The organism is Paenibacillus typhae, assembly GCF_900099765.1.
GTDB lineage: Bacteria > Bacillota > Bacilli > Paenibacillales > Paenibacillaceae > Paenibacillus_AQ > Paenibacillus_AQ typhae.
In genome coordinates this window covers 34604-52943 of record NZ_FNDX01000043.1, presented here as the reverse complement: position 1 = coordinate 52943, position 18340 = coordinate 34604, and the positions used below count along the sequence as shown (strand labels likewise).

The 18340-nt window shown below is 56.4% G+C and carries 18 protein-coding genes; 5 read left to right on the top strand and 13 right to left on the bottom strand.

Annotated elements, in window-relative coordinates; all coding sequences use genetic code 11:
* Positions 1-282: 282 nt before the first annotated feature.
* The 7 genes from BLR64_RS24230 to BLR64_RS24200 all read right to left on the bottom strand — a co-directional run bounded on the left by BLR64_RS24230 (position 283) and on the right by BLR64_RS24200 (position 6421).
* Positions 283-747 (bottom strand): DUF420 domain-containing protein, encoded by a 465-nt coding sequence (locus BLR64_RS24230; RefSeq protein WP_090718574.1) that lies wholly within the window; start codon positions 745-747, stop codon positions 283-285.
* A 25-nt stretch (positions 748-772) separates the two neighbouring features.
* A complete protein-coding gene (gene ctaG / locus BLR64_RS24225) occupies positions 773-1693 on the bottom strand; it encodes a cytochrome c oxidase assembly factor CtaG (RefSeq protein ID WP_090718571.1) in 921 nt (306 codons plus the stop codon).
* Between the two features lie 165 nt (positions 1694-1858).
* A complete protein-coding gene (locus BLR64_RS24220; protein ID WP_090718568.1) occupies positions 1859-2182 on the bottom strand; it encodes a cytochrome C oxidase subunit IV family protein in 324 nt (107 codons plus the stop codon).
* 3 nt (positions 2183-2185) lie between these two features.
* Entirely contained in the window at positions 2186-2812 is a 627-nt protein-coding gene (locus BLR64_RS24215) for a cytochrome (ubi)quinol oxidase subunit III (RefSeq protein WP_068723116.1), read from the bottom strand.
* A 6-nt stretch (positions 2813-2818) separates the two neighbouring features.
* Positions 2819-4657: a cytochrome c oxidase subunit I gene (gene ctaD, locus BLR64_RS24210; protein ID WP_090718583.1), complete on the bottom strand. Its 1839-nt coding sequence runs from the start codon at positions 4655-4657 to the stop codon at positions 2819-2821.
* Positions 4658-4786: 129 nt separating this feature from the next.
* A complete protein-coding gene (coxB, locus tag BLR64_RS24205) occupies positions 4787-5833 on the bottom strand; it encodes a cytochrome c oxidase subunit II (protein ID WP_090718564.1) in 1047 nt (348 codons plus the stop codon).
* Between the two features lie 399 nt (positions 5834-6232).
* Entirely contained in the window at positions 6233-6421 is a 189-nt protein-coding gene (locus BLR64_RS24200; protein ID WP_039869425.1) for a hypothetical protein, read from the bottom strand.
* 443 nt (positions 6422-6864) lie between these two features.
* Here BLR64_RS24200 and BLR64_RS24195 point away from each other — a divergent pair, with 443 nt between their 5' ends.
* The 3 genes from BLR64_RS24195 (at position 6865) to BLR64_RS24185 (ending at position 9396) form a co-directional block, all read left to right on the top strand.
* A complete protein-coding gene (locus BLR64_RS24195) occupies positions 6865-7884 on the top strand; it encodes a serine hydrolase domain-containing protein (protein ID WP_090718561.1) in 1020 nt (339 codons plus the stop codon).
* A gap of 130 nt (positions 7885-8014) precedes the next feature.
* On the top strand, positions 8015-8353 hold the full coding sequence (locus BLR64_RS24190; protein WP_090718559.1) for a DUF4870 domain-containing protein: 339 nt from the start codon (positions 8015-8017) through the stop codon (positions 8351-8353).
* 104 nt (positions 8354-8457) lie between these two features.
* A complete protein-coding gene (locus BLR64_RS24185; RefSeq protein ID WP_090718556.1) occupies positions 8458-9396 on the top strand; it encodes a diacylglycerol/lipid kinase family protein in 939 nt (312 codons plus the stop codon).
* 584 nt (positions 9397-9980) lie between these two features.
* Here the strand turns inward: BLR64_RS24185 and BLR64_RS24180 are convergent.
* The 4 genes from BLR64_RS24180 to BLR64_RS24165 form a co-directional block, all read right to left on the bottom strand.
* Entirely contained in the window at positions 9981-10574 is a 594-nt protein-coding gene (locus BLR64_RS24180) for a xanthine phosphoribosyltransferase (protein ID WP_090718553.1), read from the bottom strand.
* Between the two features lie 57 nt (positions 10575-10631).
* A complete protein-coding gene (locus BLR64_RS24175; protein WP_090718551.1) occupies positions 10632-10937 on the bottom strand; it encodes a hypothetical protein in 306 nt (101 codons plus the stop codon).
* Positions 10938-10979: 42 nt separating this feature from the next.
* Entirely contained in the window at positions 10980-11828 is an 849-nt protein-coding gene (locus BLR64_RS24170) for a TrmB family transcriptional regulator (RefSeq protein WP_090718548.1), read from the bottom strand.
* 85 nt (positions 11829-11913) lie between these two features.
* Positions 11914-12684: a zinc ribbon domain-containing protein gene (locus tag BLR64_RS24165; protein WP_090718546.1), complete on the bottom strand. Its 771-nt coding sequence runs from the start codon at positions 12682-12684 to the stop codon at positions 11914-11916.
* A gap of 234 nt (positions 12685-12918) precedes the next feature.
* On the opposite strand from BLR64_RS24165, the gene BLR64_RS24160 reads away from it, so the two are divergent.
* Both BLR64_RS24160 and BLR64_RS24155 read left to right on the top strand, forming a co-directional pair.
* Positions 12919-13293 (top strand): hypothetical protein, encoded by a 375-nt coding sequence (locus BLR64_RS24160; RefSeq protein ID WP_090718543.1) that lies wholly within the window; start codon positions 12919-12921, stop codon positions 13291-13293.
* A gap of 255 nt (positions 13294-13548) precedes the next feature.
* Positions 13549-14223, top strand: a complete 675-nt coding sequence (locus BLR64_RS24155) for a GTP pyrophosphokinase (protein WP_090718581.1) — start codon at positions 13549-13551, stop codon at positions 14221-14223.
* Positions 14224-14345: 122 nt separating this feature from the next.
* Here BLR64_RS24155 and BLR64_RS24150 read toward each other — a convergent pair whose 3' ends face one another.
* Both BLR64_RS24150 and BLR64_RS24145 read right to left on the bottom strand, forming a co-directional pair.
* Positions 14346-15089 carry a hypothetical protein gene (locus BLR64_RS24150; protein WP_090718540.1) on the bottom strand — a complete coding sequence of 248 codons (744 nt, stop codon included), beginning with the start codon at positions 15087-15089 and terminating at the stop codon, positions 14346-14348.
* A gap of 26 nt (positions 15090-15115) precedes the next feature.
* Positions 15116-18205: a DEAD/DEAH box helicase gene (locus tag BLR64_RS24145; RefSeq protein ID WP_090718537.1), complete on the bottom strand. Its 3090-nt coding sequence runs from the start codon at positions 18203-18205 to the stop codon at positions 15116-15118.
* Positions 18206-18340: the final 135 nt, after the last annotated feature.

Genomic DNA, 18340 nt, shown 5'->3' with positions numbered 1-18340 from the left:
GGCACCATTAAGGGGATTTTCCCCTCTATTCCGCCCATTTCAGCCTCCTCCAAGCGCCATTAATGGGATTTTTCCCTCTATTCCACCCGGCCGCCGGCCGTCCACGTAACCCGGGGGTTGCCGGCCACCATAGATCAGTCCGGTATCTGCCGGCCCGCATGGAGGCATCCGGTTATTTCACCCCGTCCACCCTTCAACACACATAAAAAAAGGCCCGCGCAGCAGCCCGCTCCATAGTGGATACAGCTGCGCGCAGGCCGATTCGCCTGCATGCCTATAAGATTAGAAGCCCCAGATGGCATCCCAGACCGGCTTGGTGTGGCCGCCCGGATAAAATATGTACAGCAGCACATATACCGCGACTCCTGTGATAGCTGTAATGAACCAGGTCACAGCCGTGATTCTGCCCAGCTTGCGGTGCTTCGCATACTTGCCCTGAAAGCCCCAGACCAGTGTCGTGATCCCGAACACGGCGGCGACGGTGGCCAGTACGATATGGAAGATCAGAAAAATATGATACAGCGTCGACAGATTGTCCGGTCCGCCCCACGATGTATTTCCTACAAATACCGTTCTTGACATGTACACAATGAAAAACAGAGTTGCAGCCACGGCGGCAGCGATCATTGTCTTCTTGTGCGCTTCACGTTTGCCAATGATGATCAGTCTCCAGCCGATAGCCACCAGCACCGCACTGATTACGATGAACGATGTACTGATCGTTGGAAACACTGTAAAGATATCCATGCTTATCCTCCTCGGTGCTTGCCAGCTATACCCGGGTCAATGCGCCATCCCCCAGCTCGCCGGAGGGTCCGGAAAGATCCGGATCGTCTTGCCCGTTCTCTTTTTTATACCAATGATAGAAGACATAAGCAAGCATCGAGGCAAAAATAAATTCCTGAATGAACTTCATCACGATTCCGCCGACCTGCTGATCCACCTTGGGTGACAGCCCTCCAAAGAAACCCGGTCCGCCAAAAGCCTGCAGCAGCGCCGCCGGATCACCGGATACACAATAGCCCATCGCCCGCGCCCAGACAGCCGGATCGCTATAGGTAGCATAGAGCGGACTGCTTGCAAAAATGATCAGCCCGCACGCCGGTGTGAGCAGCACCATATTGAGAAAAATAAAGCCGATTTTAACGGGTCCGCCGGCCCGCCGGCTCTCTGGCAGCGGATTGATCAGCGTCCACCACATCAGCGCCGAGGTCACAAAAAGCACTGTGTAATACAGCCTGTGCACCGTAAAGTGCAGCATTACATAGTCGTGAATGACCGGGATATGATACAGCGAGAACAGTCCGTTGAACAGCAGCGCCGCCACCACAGGATGAGCCAGAAAGGAAAGCCTTCGCAGCGGATTGACCCTCACCAGGGCCCGCCAGCACCATTCCGGAATCCCCAGCATCATCAGCGGCACTGCGATCAGATAAGACAGCGCCATACTGACCATATGAAAAGAAAACAGGATATGCCCCAGCAAACTGACCGGACCGCCTTGAGCCAGATAGAGCACCAGCAGCCCGCCCAGAAACATCGCTCTCTGCCGGAGCGGAACCTCCGCCGAGCCGGGGAACCGCTGAGCCAGCGGCCCGATCAGCACCAGATACCCCGCAGCCAGCAGCAGCGTTGCCGCCAGCAGCAGCGGGCTCCACAGATCGGCAAAGCTGAAGTATTGCAAGCCAAGCATCGGACAGTCCCCCTCCATCAAAAGTATTAGAAAACACGGCATTCGCGTCGACTACGGACGGCAATTGCAGGCAGCGGCCTCCCGCCTTGTCCTCTGTCTTCTAACCATAGCAGCCACCGACAGCAAAAAGAGGCAGCAGCTCCCGCCGGCCTCCTGAATACAACGCTAATCCCACCACACCCAGTAAAGAGCCATAACAATACAGGTTCCGGCGATAAAAAAACCGCCCAGCATGAACACAATCGGCAGCAGATGCCCTTTGTCCTTCAAATGCATCCAGAAGCCCATCTGCAGCACCACCTGCAGCGCAGCCATTACCAGCAGCAAAATGACGGCAAAGGTGGCGTTAACCCCTCCGGCGGCTACAGCCGCGAAGGCAAGCAGTGTCAGCAACACTGAAAAAACAAACACTACAATATGCCGCTGCGGCCCCTCATGCCGGTGACGGTGCTTCACGCCGCCTTCCTGCGAATGCTGTTCCGTCGCCATGGTTCAGCCCACCTTTCCGAGCAGGTATACTACCGTGAAGATGAATACCCACACGACATCGATGAAATGCCAGTACATCGCAGATACGTAGATTTTAGGTGCCGTTACTACAGTTAGCCCTTTGCGGACGAGCTGCCCGATCAGGATGGCGATCCACACAATTCCGAACGCAACGTGTGCGCCGTGAAAGCCGACCAGCGTGTAGAACGCCGAGCTGAAGGCACTCGTCGTCATCCCAAACTCCTCATGCCTTACATATACACTGAACTCGTAGATCTCCAGCGCAAGAAATGCCGCACCCAGCACCACAGTGATGAGCAGCCAGCCGCGCAGCTCCTTCGGCTTGTTGCGGTGCATCGCCTGAATGGCGAACACGCTGGTGAGGCTGCTGGCCAGCAGCAAAAACGTTGCTGCCGCTACCAGCGGCAGGTGGAACAGCTCAGCCGCGGAGGGGCCGTCGTTCGTCGAGTTACGCAGCGCCAGAAAGGTGGCGAACAGCGTCCCGAAGAGTACGGCCTCCCCGCCGAGGAACAGCCAGAAGGCGAGCACCTTGTTACGGCCCTCCAGCGTCGCTTTTTCAGGCTCATGCGGGAGGGTGCCTTTTCCGGCTTCAGCATGTACAGTCGTCATCCCTACTCACCTTCCTTCCAGCTCTTCAGGCTCGATATGCCAGCCATGGTCGTCAAACAAGGAACGCATCAGCATCGACCCGAACGTAATCACCAGACCAAGACCGGTCACGATATAGTTGTTGAACAGGAAGCTTAGCACCTCGCTGCCAAATGTATCACGGCTGAACATGAAGCCAAGCCCGGCGATAAAAATACCCACCGACATCACGAACGGCAGAATCGTCGCAGACGGCATGTGGATGGAGCCTACCGGCTCGGACGGCGTCATGCTTTTATGGCCGGCCAGCTTTTCCTTCCAGAAGGCATCTATTCCGCGTACCAGAGGGGTCTGCTTGAAATTGTATTCCGGCGGCGGCGAAGGAATCGTCCACTCCAGCGTCCGCCCGTCTTCCCAGGGATCATCGGCAGCATCAGCAGGTTTGCGCGAAGTGATGAAGATATTCCACAGGAAGATCAGCATTCCGACACCCATCAGCCCGGCCCCGATTGTACTGACCAGATTCAGCGTATCAAACTGCTGGTTCGGCAGGTAAGTAAACACGCGGCGCTGCATCCCCATGAGTCCCAGGAAGTGCTGGACGAAGAAGGTCAGATGGAAGCCGATAATAAAGGTCCAGAACGTCCATTTGCCCAGGGTTTCGCTCAGCATCCGCCCGAACATTTTGGGCCACCAGTAATGCAGTCCGGCGAACAGCCCCAGCACCAGACCGCCGACAATAACATAATGGAAGTGGGCTACGACAAAATAGGTGTCATGAAACTGGAAATCCGCCGGAGCCGAAGCCAGCATAACGCCTGTTACCCCGCCCATAGTGAACGTTGGAATGAAACCGACAGCGAACAGATTTGGAGTGGTAAAGCGCACCTGTCCGCCCCACATCGTAAACAGCCAGTTGAAGATTTTGATCCCGGTTGGAACGGCAATCAGCATCGTGGACACCGAGAATAAAGCATTCGCCACCGGACCGAGGCCGGTTGTGAACATATGATGCGCCCAGACCATGAAGCCCAGGAAGGCGATCAGAATGGTGGCGAAGACCATCGAGCTGTAGCCGAATAATCTTTTGCGTGAAAAGGTTGGAATGACCTCAGAAATGATGCCGAACGCCGGCAGGATGAGAATATAAACTTCGGGATGGCCAAAAATCCAGAAAATATGCTGCCAGAGCACCGGATTGCCGCCCGTGGCAGGATTGAAGAAGTTAGCCTCGAGTATCCGGTCGAAGGTTAGCAGCACAAGGCCTACAGTAATCGCCGGAAAGGCGAACAGAATGATGGCGGAGGTGATAAAGGTAGTCCAGGCGAACATCGGCATCCGCATATAAGACATTCCGGGCGCACGCATCGTGATGATTGTAGCCAGAAAGTTAATGCCGCCGATCAGCGTACCCAGCCCGGCAATCTGCAGCCCGATCGTATAAAAGTCCACCCCGTGGGTGGCACTGTAAGTGGTACTGGATAACGGAGTGTAAGAGGTCCAGCCGGCATCGGGCGCCCCGCCCATAACCCAGCTTAGATTGAGCAGCAGGCCGCCGAACAGAAAGGTCCAGAAGCCGAGCGCATTGAGAAAAGGGAAGGCCACATCGCGTGCGCCGATCTGCAGCGGAATGACCGCATTCATCAGCGCAAAGATGACGGGCATGACCCCGAGAAAAATCATTGTCGTCCCATGCATCGTTATTAATTCGTTGAACGTCTGGGCATCCAGAAAGGTATTCATCGGCTTGATCAGCTGGATGCGGATCAGAATGGCCTCAAGCCCGCCGATTCCGAAAAAGAAACCTCCGGCCCAAAGGTAGAGGATGGCGATTTTTTTGTGATCGACGGTAGTAATCCAGTCCATCAGCCCGGTATAACGCTTAACACTGTGGCCGGCCTCCGGCGGCCGGGCGGGATTCAGGGATTGCGCTGTTTGAGCCAAGGTTCGTACCCCCTTTTCAAATATGCTGCTTCCGCTATTCTCAACCTGGCTCTAGTCCAGCGTGTAGCCGGCCAGATATTCGGCAATGCCATCGACCTCTTCATCGGTTAAGCCCAGGTCTGTTTTGGGATCAGGCATCGTGTTGCCCGGCTTGACGCTCTGCGGATCATGCAGCCAGGTTTTGAGGTTATCGAGGATCGGCGCTCCATCCACGCCTGTATCATCATTCAGCAGAATGCCCGCCACCGATTCCCGGGAGCCGATTCCAGTCAGGTTCGGCCCGCTTCCCATAGTTTGATCACCTATCGCGTGGCAGGTAAGGCAGGCCGATTTAAACTTCTCGGCTAGCTGCGGATCTTCCGGCAGCACGGCCGGAGCCTTCATCGAAGCCAGCCACTGCTCAAACTCCGCTTCGCTGACTGACTTCACCTTGAACTCCATGAACCCGTGGGAAGGTCCGCACAGCTCCGCGCATTTCCCGCGGTAAACGCCTTCATTTGGTGCACTGAAGCTGAAGCGGTTCACCGTACCGTCAGGGTTGGTATCTATTTTGCCTGACAGGGAAGGGACCCAGAAGGAGTGCAGCACATCCGCCGTTCTCAGCTCAAAAGCAATATCCTTGCCGGCGGGGATCACCAGATCCTGAGCCGTTTTTACACCATAATCCGTATATTCGAATTCCCACCAGTACTGGTGTCCGGTCACTTTGACCTTGACTGCATTTTTATCGTTGGAATGGTCATTGCCGGCGGCAAATACTTCCCTGACTGTAGGTACAGCAAGGATTACTACCAGTATAAGAGGGATGACCGTCCAGATGACCTCGAGCTTGAAGTTACCCTCTACCTGCTCGGGGATTTCACGCTGGCCCGGCTTTCTGCGGAACCGGATAAGCACATAGGCCGCAATAGAAAAAACGATCAGCAGTACGACAATCATAATCGTAATCGACAGCTTCATCAGATCGAACGAGCTTTCAGCCGCAGGTCCCTGCGGTCTCAGCACCGACAGGTCCTCCCGTCCGCAGCCGGCCAGTAGTAGTCCAAGTGCTGCAGTCATGGGAAGAAGCCGCTTTCCGGCCTGCCACGTTTTCATCATTGATCAACCCCGCTTTTCCCGATTTCGTAGATTAGAGGATTTTCCTGTCAATTATAACAATCACTATTAATATAAGTTCAAGGGGGTTTTTTGTCAATCGTTCACAGCAAGTTCACAAATACTTTTTTAAACTCATAAAAGCTTGTCAATCCGCCATTTTATAGCGCTTACATTTTTACCGGAAGTAGAGTATAATACCAGGTAAGCGATTTCACATTATTCCGTTCGGCCGGAACCTCTTGACTTATCTTGAAATGCATGTCTTCTCTCCCGCCGGAAAACGAGCAAAAAAAACCGTATCCAGCAACATAGGTCAGCCGGGCACGGTTTATGAGAATCCTCATGGATGTTATTGCACATTTCATGTCATCAATTCAGAACACTATCCTTGTGTGTAAATCAGGAGACAGATGAGTTAATCCTGCCCATCTCATGCTCCACGACCATAGTCAGCTCTTCTTCATAGCCTCCTGTGATCCGATACTTCCGGACGTACTCCTTTACAAATTTCTTGGGATCTTTGGGCCGGAAAATGCGTGTCATTTCCCGTAGACTTTCCTTGACTTCGTTATGACCTTTACTTGCCATGATCAGTTCCCTCCCAAAACATTGAAAATGAATGCTCCGTTGTAGAGAATGCATGATGAAAAGTCCGCCGTAACCTCGAAATGCAAGATAAGAACCGTACACATACGTAGCTTGCATTATCCGCCTAGACTATCATTCCAGAGTTCTGGAGGTCCGCCTTGCCGGTGAAGCAGGTTCGTCGTGATTTGGGCTGAGAGTAAGACGCCTTAAGGTAAAGACATCTTGACACTTTACTTACCCGAAGAGCCACTTGCTGAATCACTCCTTTCGGGCCTTATCGTCTTATTGTATCATATTCAAGGCCAAGTTCCACCTTTCCTTGTAAAATATGCGTATGGAATTTTGCAACTATTTATGTCTCCCCAAGCAGGTGAGACAGCGGGCTTTTGGGTAAAATACACTATCTGCCCTTAAAAACACCTGCTGAAAGGTAAGGAGACGTTATGAACAAACAGCTGTCCCTGCTGAGCACTCCCTATGCGGCTGCTCCCCCAATAGCGTTTACTGATCCAGAGGAGACGGGAACGGCCGGCAGACTGCTGGAGCAGGCTCATGAGACGATTCTCAAAGCGTATCCTAAAATGCATAGTATGCTTGTCGTCCGCCACGGGAAACTGATATTTGAACGGTATTACGGGAATCACCATGCCGGTATGCTAAATGACCTGCGGTCTGCCACCAAAAGCTTCATATCGCTGCTTACCGGTATTGGCATCGCCAGGGGCGAGATTTCAAGCACGGCCCTTCCTGTTGCCGACACACTCCGGCACTATCTTTCTGCCCGTTCAGATCCGCAGCTTAACCGGCTGACACTGCATCATCTGCTGACTATGACCTCTGGGTTCAGCTGGATAACCGGCAGCAGGCTCGGTGAACCGCTGGTGCGTAACATGCAGCGCAGCCGCCGCTGGGTACCTTATATATTGAATCTGCCTGTGGATGCCGCTAAGATCGGCCTTTTCCAGTACCGCAGCAGCGACTCCCATCTGCTCTCCGTCATCCTCAGTGAGTGCACGGGGCTGGATGCCTTCAGCTATGCTAAGGAGTATCTTTTCGGTCCGCTGGACATTACCCATGCAGCCTGGCTGCCCAGCCCTGAAGGACACAGCATGGGCCACATCGGACTGTACCTGACCTCAAGGGATATGGCCAGGCTCGGCATCTGTTTGCTCAGCGGAGGAAGCTATGGCGGGCGGCAGGTTGTCCCGCAGGAATGGCTGGAGGCGTCCTTTCAGCCCCATACTGACGGTTACCCCGCCTACGGGAACTACGGCTACCAGTTCTGGAACGGCCGCATGAACAGCCAGCCCTACCGGCTTGCCCACGGGCACGGAGGCCAGCAGCTCTGGCTGCTGCCGGGGCTGGATGCCGCAGTGATTTTTACCGCCGAAAGCACAGTAAGCCGGTGGCGGAATCCGCGCAGGCTAATCGAGCAGCATATCATTCCAGCGATGAATCCCTGAGGCTTGCTTCACATACTTTGTATCCGCAAATCATAGGCTCCTTATAAGGAAGGAGCAGGGAAGGCGTTCAGCCGGTGTGAAGAACACCAGATCTCCGTCTTCTTCTCCAAGTACAAGGAGAGTGAGCGTTATGTCCTCTTTTAAATCTTCTACCGGACTGCCCGAGAATATCGCTGCTGCTGTCTGTTACTTTTTCCCCTTTGTTGGTCCCGTCGTGTTCCTGGCACTGGAGAAGCGCAGCCGCTTCGTGCTCTTCCATGCGCTGCAGTCGCTGATTGCGTTCGGCGTGCTGATGGTTGCCCATGTGATCAGCGGATTCATTCCGCTGATCGGAGGGTTTATCGGAGCGATCCTCTCGCTGCTCGCCTTTTCCGTCTGGCTGCTGATGCTCTTTCATTCCCTGAGTGGCAGGTGGTATAAGCTGCCCTGGGCCGGTGATCTTGCGGAGAGTCAGCTCCTCCAGCTGTAGCCGGTTACTCCCGCTGCAGACAGTGTAATAGTGATTCCCTTTTGCCTGTCTACTCCGTACAATGGAATCAGGACATACAGAATCTGCAGGCTGGAGGAGCATCCATGTACTTATTGATTATAAATCCCCGTTCCGGCGGCGGTGCCGGCCAGCGGACCTGGCTGAGCGTCGAAGCTATGCTGAAAGCACGCGGCATTGCCTATGAAGCGCTATTTACCGAGAGCGCCGAACAGGCCGAGGCGCAGGTCCTGCGCGCCCTCGCCCGCCGCGAGGACTGGCGCGCCGCCATCCTGATCGGCGGGGACGGCACGATCCACAGCGTGCTTGGCGCACTGCGGCGCCGGGGCGTCCCGCTGGGCGTGATTCCCGCCGGCTCGGGCAATGACACGGCGCGCGGCTTCGGCATCCCGCTGGACACGGAAGCTGCGCTGGACGCCGCGCTGCAGGACGGCTGCCTGGAGGCGGATCTGCTCGCCGGCACGGGCGGCCTGACGCTGACCGCCGTCGCCAGCGGCTTTGATGCCCAGGTCGCCGTGAACGTGAATAACAGCCGCTATAAGCGGCTGTGCAATGCCGTCGGCGCCGGGCAGCTGGCCTATATCATCGGCATATTGCATACGCTGATCACCTTCAAGCCCTGCCGCGTGAGCGTGACCCTCGACGGCAAAGAGCAGGCCTTTGACCAGGCCTGGCTCGTCTCGGTCTGCAACCTGCCAAGCTATGGCGGCGGGCTGCTGATCTGCCCGCAGGCGGAGAGCGGCGACGGCCGGCTCGACGTCTGCGTCGTGCACGGGTGCAGCCGCGCGCAGGTGCTGCGGCTGTTCCCGACGCTGCTGAAGGGCACGCATGTGGCGCTGCCCTTCGTGACGATGCTGCGCGGACGCAGCGTAGCGGTCCGCTTCGCGCAGCCGCGCCACGCCATCGGCGACGGCGAGCCGCTGGGCACGGCGCCGCTGGCCGTGCGCTGCGAGCCCGGCGCGCTGCGCGTGCTGTCGCCGCTGGCTGCTGCGGCGGAGGGTCGCTCCTGCCGGGCGAGCGGCTGAGCCTGACAGGGAGCCCGCGGACGAGCGGCCGATACAGACGCTGCAGGCTCAGAAGGCAAGCCGGGAGCCGTATCCGCCTGCAGACAGCCTTGCCGGACAACCCGGCCAGCGCCGGCTTAACGGCTCCCGTACAGCTAAGCCTGCCTGGAATATATAACGGAACCGTTTCAGCCAACCCGCAGGTAAAACCTGCCGCGCCAAGCTGGCGGGCGGCTTGATGCCGAGACACCGGAGACTGCCGGACAGCTAAGTGGAAATTTTCCATCTAATCTCCGTCACAACTGCCGGGAAAAGCAATTAGATGGAAAAACGCCACCTAATTCTGCCATTTTCGCCCTCTAAGTGAATTTTGGCCTGAAGTAAGTGGCGTTTTTCCACCTAAAGAATGAAAATCATGTAATATGCCGAGATTAGGTGGCGATAATCCATCTAATTGCCAAGCCGCCGAAGCCACTATCCCCGGTCTATTGCGTTTAACACAGACATTTAACCTCACCCAAACCCCAAAAAAGAGGACTCCGGCCAGCAAAAGCCCGAAGTCCTCTCAAAAGTATGTGTAACACTTCCCGTACAGCTTATGTGCTCTAATCTGCCTGGCCCTCTTCTTCCTCTACAAACGAGATGACGCCGTCCTCCAGCGAAGCGATGCGCACCAGCGATTCCACGCGGTAGCCCGCTTCCTTGAGCAGCCGGCTGCCCGGCTGAAAGGCTTTTTCGATCACGATGCCGATACCGGCTACCGTACCTCCAGCCTGCTCCACGATCCGGGCCAGCCCGAAGGCCGCCTCACCGTTGGCCAGAAAATCATCCACAATCAGCACATGCTCACCCGGTGCGATAAACTTTTTGGAGACGGTGATGTCGTTGCTCTCTCTTTTGGTAAAAGAGTAGACGGTTTCGACATAGATGTCCTCCGTCAGCGTCAGCGATTTCTGCTTGCGGGCAAAAATCAGCGGCACCTCAAGCGTAAGGGCCGTCATAATCCCGGGGGCAATGCCCGAGGATTCGATTGTCAGCACCTTGGTAATCGCTTCACCGGCAAAGCGGCGGGTGAACTCGCGGCCCACCTCACGCATCAGAAAAGGGTCCATCTGGTGATTCAGAAAAGAATCCACCTTGAGCACTCCCTGACCGAGAACAATTCCTTCATCCAAGACCTTGCGGCTCAATAACTCCATCCGTGCTCCCTCTTTTCTTCTCCTATTCCTATGGACCCTGCCTTTGCTAACCCTATCCTACAGGCCGGACGGCTTCTGCGGCAGCAGATTACCGACGATCGACTTCAGATCATGATCCTCCTTACTGCCCGGCTTGCCGCCGTCGTAGCTTGTAATCCGGATTTCGGAGTAGGATTCGCCGGCGTTGACCGGTTTGAAGATCAGCTTGTCGCGGTCAGCCAGCCGGACATTGAACTTCATATCCTTGAACATCTCCACAAGCTCTTTCTCCCCCGGCACCTTGCCCTCATCCAGGAACAGCAGACCCCGCAGCGACTTGGGACCTTCGGGATGCTGTACATCAAAATGAACAATACATTCCACGCTTATCACCTCCCTAGCATAGTCTCGCCCGGGCCATATACGCTACTCTTCCCGGCTATCGCCGGAATCCTCCGGGTCAGACTCCATGTCTGTATCATGTTCCTTCTCATGCATCACATATTTGCTGTAAATGCGGCTGTAGCGGTCACCGTAGCGTCTGGTCAGCTCGGCTCCCATGTCCTCTTCAAGCTCGAAGAGCACCATTTCCTGTGAAAAGTGGTTAAGCAGCAGCTCGACCAGCACTTCATGCTCAGTCACCACCGCCTGGGCCGTGCCGTCCTCATAACGCATCCCCAGCATGCACCAGCTCCGGTCGATGACAAAAGAGAACTTTCTTCCTCCGCTCCGGCGGGGCTTGCCGCCAAGCGGCGGCCATACCGGGTAAGGGGCCGCAGCTGTATTACCGCCATCAAAAGCCCATAGCAGCTTCACGCCGCGCCGCTCCGCCTGTTCCAGCTCGCTGCGCAGCAGGGAGGCCTCCTCCCGCCATACATCGACCACTATTTCCTTCTCGGCCAGATTCAGCTGACGGGTGAGCGCCCCCAGCATATTACGGTCCCCTTCAATATTGTAAAACGACTGGCTGACAGGACCGCCGCGGGGCATTTCGCTCTCCACAAAAGCCAGCGAGGCCTGCACCCGGCCGGAAATCATCGTGGCCAGCTCCTCCGGGTTCAGCACGCTGTAGCGGGCCGGCTCCCCTTCACCGCAGCGTACATACCCCTGCTGTGTCAGGCGCTGAAGCGCCGCGTACACATTGGATCTGGATACGCCCAGCTGTTTAGCCACTTCGTAGCCAGAAGCTTCCCCCTTGGTAGCCAGTTCAACCATAATCTTGGATTCCATCTCTGTGAACCCCAAATTGCGCAGATGCAGCAGCAACTGTTCCATCTATGTTGTCCTCCTAGTATGCCTACAAACTCAAACTGTGAATCTGCGGTTCGGTGCTGCACATGTAACCTGTTGTACCGCTGAGCTAGATTTGTTCAGAGCCGCAGCGCGGGCACCACATTGAGCCCTTGGGCAGATCCGCCCGGCATATCTGGCATTTGACCATATCCCGCACACCTTCTTCACTGTAGGCCGCCGCTTCCTCAGACAAGCCTCCGCCTTTCCAGTCCCGGATCCGGCGGTCCAGCTCAAGCTGGCGTTCACGCTCCCGCTCAAGCTCATCCGCTTCCCGGCGTTCACGTTCGGCTTCATGGTTATGCCCGGCATAATCCTGCGGCTCAGACTCCTTGGAATCATACAGCACTTCGGTATATACGGTCCGCGGCTCTGACCGGAGCGCCAGCTCCTTTTCTTCCTCGGTTAATTCATCCTCACCGTAAAACTCGTCTTCCTCATCCTCTTGAATCTTACGGATTGTTACAGCCGGGGCCTCTTTTTTGACCGGCTCCTCCAGCTTATGCCCGCATTTCGGGCAGAAATTGGCATCCAGTGCAACTACATTACCACACACGCAGAGCCGCTCATTTTTGAGCTCGGCAATTCTGTGGCGCAGCTCATCAATCTGCTCCTGATGCTTCAGGCAGACCTTGGACAGCTCCACCATCCTGCCTTCAGCCACCGACATGTCACGCGAACGGTAGCCTTCATAGAACAGCTGGCCCATTTTCATAAATTCGAGTTCCATCTCGCGTTCAATATCGGAAATATGCCCGTTAAGCTTGCCGATCTCCACCGAGCTTTGCGCTTTTTCACTCACCCGGCTGGCACTGTCTTTGATACGTTGCAGAAAATTCATCATAGTTCCTCCTTCTCCAGATGAGAATAGGGCTGTTAAATAGCCGTAAAGCTTCATAAGAAGCCTATGTAATACTTTGTAACCTTAAAACGTGCTTCTATCATACCAAATGTCTCGAATAGATTCATTATTTGTCGTTCTGTGTATATTAGCAAGTAGAAGCGGCTTTGCCGCCCTTCAAGGAAGGCTGCCTGCAAGCAAACCTTAACCGCAAAAATGAGGGAGGGAATCAACTTGCCGGACGAACAACGGAAAAGTTATTTCGTATCTGTCACCCATGGACTGATTCAGGACGTACCCGGTGAATCGGGTGAATTCGAGGTGCGGGTTACCCCTGATGAGCTGACGGTGCTTCAGGAGCTTCTGGACAATCTGGCAAGCGGAGACGAATACGCCTTCCGCCGTGCTGCCGTGCCTTACAAATCCGCAGATCATGATGACGCTGCAGACCAGTTTGATGACGGGACCATTCGGCTCTACCGGTATCTTTACCAGGTGGGAAGCGGGGACACACAGCAGACGATCAGACAGCTCGGCGTCCTGCCCAAACTCGAAAATACCGGTTATGAGGACAAGGGATACGATGGAGGTTCTCCAACGAATAAATAAAACACCGTACATTCACGATATGTATGCTAATACGCCGCCGCGCAAGGAATGTTTCCGCTTTTTAATGTAACCGCTTCCCTAATCCTTATTCTGCTGTTACCGGCTTTCAGCCGGGGTCGGCATTTATTTTGCTTCCAGGGCATAAAATCAGTTAAAATAAAACAGTCACAAATAATGAAACCCGGGAGAGTATCAGTGAAAGAAGACGATAGTACGCAAGTTACGCTGAATCAGCTGCAGGTGCATGTAAAGGATATGAAGCAGTGGCAGAGCACCGAGGATTTTGCCGGAAGGCTGGAGGATCTCAAGACATTGCCTGCGCTTTACCGCCATGCCTTGAACGAGCTTGAGAATAAAATTGATGTAGTCAAGACAGAATGGCAGGTCCGTGACGGCTACAGCCCGATCGAGCATGTCAAATCACGTATAAAAGAGCCAAAGAGCATTCTGCGCAAAATGGAACGCAAGGGGCATCCCTTCACCCTTGAAAATATGGAGCAGCACATTCATGATATCGCCGGGATGCGGATTGTCTGTGCTTTTGTGAAGGATATTTACCGGCTGGTGGATCATCTGTGCGTCCGGGAGGATCTGCGCGTGCTCGAGATCAAGGATTATATCGCCCAGCCGAAGCCGAACGGGTATCAGAGCCTGCATGTGATTGTAGCGATTCCCCTCGTACTGCTCGAAGGGACGCGCTGGGTTAAGGCAGAGATACAGCTTCGGACGCTGGCCATGGATTTCTGGGCCAGCATGGAGCATATTCTGTACTATAAATTCGACAAGCAGCTTCCGCCGCATGTAGCCGAGGAGTTGAAGGAGGCCGCGCGTGCGGCTGATGAGCTGGACCAGAGGATGCTCCGTCTGCGCCGCGAAATTCTTGAGCTGTCTGAAGGAAGCCGCGGTGCTGATAAGCTGGCGGAAGAATAAGGATAGCGCAAACCCGGCTGATACAGCGGGCTAACCCACAAATACAACAAGGCAGTGCCGGACAGCACAAGAGCTTCCCGGCACTGCCTTGTTTTGTTGTGACTGACGCGATGCTCCCGCCCTTACTGACTGCCCTGCTCCGATGCGCGGCGCCTTGCCGATTCAGCCGCCTTGCGCATAATCAGCGCAAGGCCTTCGCCCGCCCTCGGCGTATTCGGCAGCAGCCCCAGCCAGTCTTCGTCCGGCCGGGCCACTGCCGGCGAAGCCGGGAACGGTCTTGAGGCCAGCTCGTGAAACAAGGGTCCCGGCTGATGCAGCGAGCCTTCGGCCGCCGCTTCCGCCAGCCATCCCCCTGTAGTAACAGCCGGTCCCTTCCGTTCCAGCCTTGCCAGCTCAGCTGCCAGCATGCTGGCAGGAGCTGCACTGCCTTCGTCCTCCCGGATATATTCCTCCTCTGCCCACAGGGCAAACACTCCCTCCAGCAGCTCCTCCTTACTCATCCCGCGCAGCCTGAACCCCAGCAGCGGCTCTTCCAGCAGCTGCATTCTGGCCCATTCGGGCAGCGCCGCAGCTGTCTCTGTGCCGGAATCTGCCCGTTCCAGCCCGGGAGGCAGGAGCTGAAGCTCTGCCATGCTGCCGGTGCTTTTTCCCTGCAGCAGGTCATACAGCTCTCCGGGCTGCCCGGCAAGCTGACGCAGCACCTTATCTTTCTGTGCCGGATCCCACTGCGGAACCGCCCAGGAGTATGCGGACGCTGTAATAGCACTGCTGCTAACGGCACCGTCCTCCTGCACCGTTCCCTGCCCAGGCAATATTTCCAGCATTCCAGGTTCGATTTTAAGCCTCTGTTCCGGCAGTTTGCCCATGGTTAGATCCCCCTTTACTTACCGCTCTACATCCAGTCCTGATCCTGCAGCTCAATCAGCTCCTGCAGCTCATGATTGGACATCTCTGTCAGCCAGTTCTCTCCGGAGCCGACGACCTGCTCGGACAGATTTTTTTTGCGCTCAATCAGCTCGTCAATCCGCTCCTCCAGTGTGCCCTGGCAGATCAGCTTGTGCACCTGCACATTTTTATGCTGGCCAATCCGGAAAGCCCGGTCGGTCGCCTGGTTCTCAACCGCCGGATTCCACCAGCGGTCATAATGCACGACATGGTTGGCCCGGGTAAGATTCAGCCCGACGCCGCCCGCTTTGAGGGAAAGCACGAAGAACGCCGGCCCTTCGCCCTCCTGGAACGCATGGACCATCTCATCCCGCTCCCGTTTAGAGATGCCGCCATGCAGGAACAGCGGGGTTTGGCCGTATCTTTTGGCAAGCCTGCTGACGAGCAGCTCTCCCATGGATACATATTGGGTGAAAATCAGCGCCGACTCGCCCAGCTCGGCAATGCTGTCCAGCACCTCGAACATGACTTCCATTTTGCCCGACTGCTCGCTTCGCCCGCTCCGCCCTTCTTCCCTGCGGAACAGCTGAGGGTGATCGCAGATCTGCTTCAGCTTGGTCAGCGAGGACAGAACGAGACCGCGCCGGGCCATGCCGGAGCGCTCGCCGATTACGCCAAGCATCTCATCCACTACCCCCTGATACAGCACCGCCTGCGTCTCTGTTAGCGGGCAGTACGATTTCAGCTCCAGCTTCTCCGGCAGATCCTTCGAAATATCGGGGTCACTCTTGAGCCTGCGAAGCAGAAACGGTGACACAAGCCGGTGCAGCTCCTGCAGCCGTTCCCCGCCTTCCCCGGACACATAACGCTGCCGGAAGGAGTGATAGGAGCCCAAATAACCGGGATTCAAAAAGTGAAAAATCGACCAGAGCTCGCCCAGCCGGTTCTCAACGGGCGTGCCTGTCATGGCAATCCGGTACGGGGCAGACAGCTTCATTACGCTCTGTGCCTGCTTGGTCCGGTGATTCTTGATATATTGCGCTTCATCCAGCACGACCGTAGACCAGCGTACCGCAGCCAGGTCCTCGCTGTCCCGGCCGGCCAGATGATAGGTAGTCAGCACAATTTCATGGCTGGCGGCAAGCTCCGCGAAGCCTTCTCCGCGTATCCGCCTTCCCCCGTGATGAATATGCACACTCAGCGACGGGGCAAAACGCTGCAGCTCACGCTGCCAGTTTCCCAGGAGCGAGGTCGGGCACAGAATCAGCGCCGGCTTATGCCGGAATTCAGCCGGAGCGCTCAGCGCCCGGTCCATCAGGCAGGCAATGACCTGGATCGTCTTGCCCAGGCCCATGTCATCGGCCAGGCATACTCCGAAGCCCAGGCCGCTGAGCGCAGCCAGCCATTGATAGCCGCGCTCCTGATAGGGCCGCAGCGTCCCCTGCAGGCCATCCGGCACTGTCCGCACCGGCAGACTCCGCAGAACATCCCCGTGCATGAGCGATGCCAGCAGGCCGGAGGTCTCCATCCCTGTGACCGACATGCCCTTCCAGTGCCTTTCCTCCCCATCCTCGGCCTCCAGGCGCATCCAGTCCGCAGCCGACATTTCCCCGCCCTCATGGCGTTTCATATATCTCAGCACCTGGCGGATTTCCTTGGGATCGACCTCGATCCACTCACCCCGGAAGCGCACAAACGGTACTCCGGCCTCCACCAGCGCATTCAGCTCCTCTTCACTGACCGGATTGTCCCCAAGCGAAGCCTCGATACGGAAGGAGATAAGCTCCTCCATCCCCAGTGCAGGCTGTGCAGGTCCGTCCATCCCGGCCTGCGGGAGCTGCATCTTCATCCGCATTCCGACCCGGCGGCGGCCCTCCCGGCTCCAGCGCGAAGGCATCTGCACCGTAATGCCCCATTCACGCAGCTGCTGCACACTCTCCTTCAAAAAGAAATAGAGGCGCTCCGGTTCAAGCTCCGCCCCCGCCGGTGCAGGGATGTTCAGCGCCCGCTGAATATCGGGCGATATTTTGGCAGCGCGGCCCAGTGCATTCAGCAGCTGCTGCTGGATATTCCGGTACCGCTTGCCCCAAAGGGTGAACTCGCGCTCCGGGCTGCTCCAGATGGCTGCAGCCGGAAGCCAGAATTCCCCTTCCTCACGGCTCTCCGCCCAGAAGGTCAGCTGCCACAGCTCGCTCTCGTCCGCCGGCGGTTCCAGACGCAGGCCCAGACCGAGCTGGCCGGTCTGCTCTTCCTCCGCCCTGGCCCGTGGCATTCCGCCGGCCAGGGTCCCGTTCACTTCGGCCAGCAGCTCGGATACCTCTGCCGGTGTTCCCTGGACCGGAATCTCCCGGCTGCCCGTGAGCAGGCTGTTCCACCATAGCTCAGTCAGCGGGGAATAGCCGCGGCGGTAATTTGCTTTATATGGACCAAGCTCGCTTTCGGAGCCGGCAGTTATTTTTTTGATCTCGGCCGTTATCACTGCCTGCAAGAAGGAATACAGTACATATCCCCCTGCATCTTCACGCGAAGTCAGATCCCCTTCCTCGGCAACATGGGCTCCGAGCGCAAGCACCGGCATGGATGCCGCCAGCTGCAGGAAGAACTCCTTATCTCCCTCCTGACGGAAGGAAGGGAACCAGCAGGCGGAAGCCGCCTGCTCGCCGCCGCGGCGCCGCGTGCCGATCGGGCGGGGCGGCATCGCACCGGGCACTATCGCCCCCTTAGCCATCAGCTCCAGTGCAAACCGGGCCGCAGCCGCCCAGTAGCGCATTTCGCCTCCGGCTTCCACACCCTGGGCACGGCACAGCTCATCGTCCCAGACAAGAAGCAGGTCGAAGGCTTCCTTCGGCCCCAGCGCCAGCCCTTCAAGCGTCCGCCCCGGCAAACTGCGCCGGGCCGCCTTCCCTTCCGCAGCAGCTGCCACGGGATATTTCACTTCTGCCAGCCGCAGCGCAGCACCCGCGAAAGGACGCCCCCCGCCCCGGAACTCCAGCTTCTTGACCACGCGTGTCCACGCGTCAACCTTGGGTTCCGAGGTTTCACCAGAGAAGCAAAATAAAACGTCCCCCAGCCATATTGCATACAGATGCTTAATCATTGGTGATCTCCTGTCCTTAAGCAAACAGAAAGAGCCAGCCCGTCCCCTCCGGTGGACTGTATCCTTCTCCGCGAGATATAGATTTTGAACCGAAACAATTTCTTCATCCCTTCATCTTATACGAAAAAGCCGTGA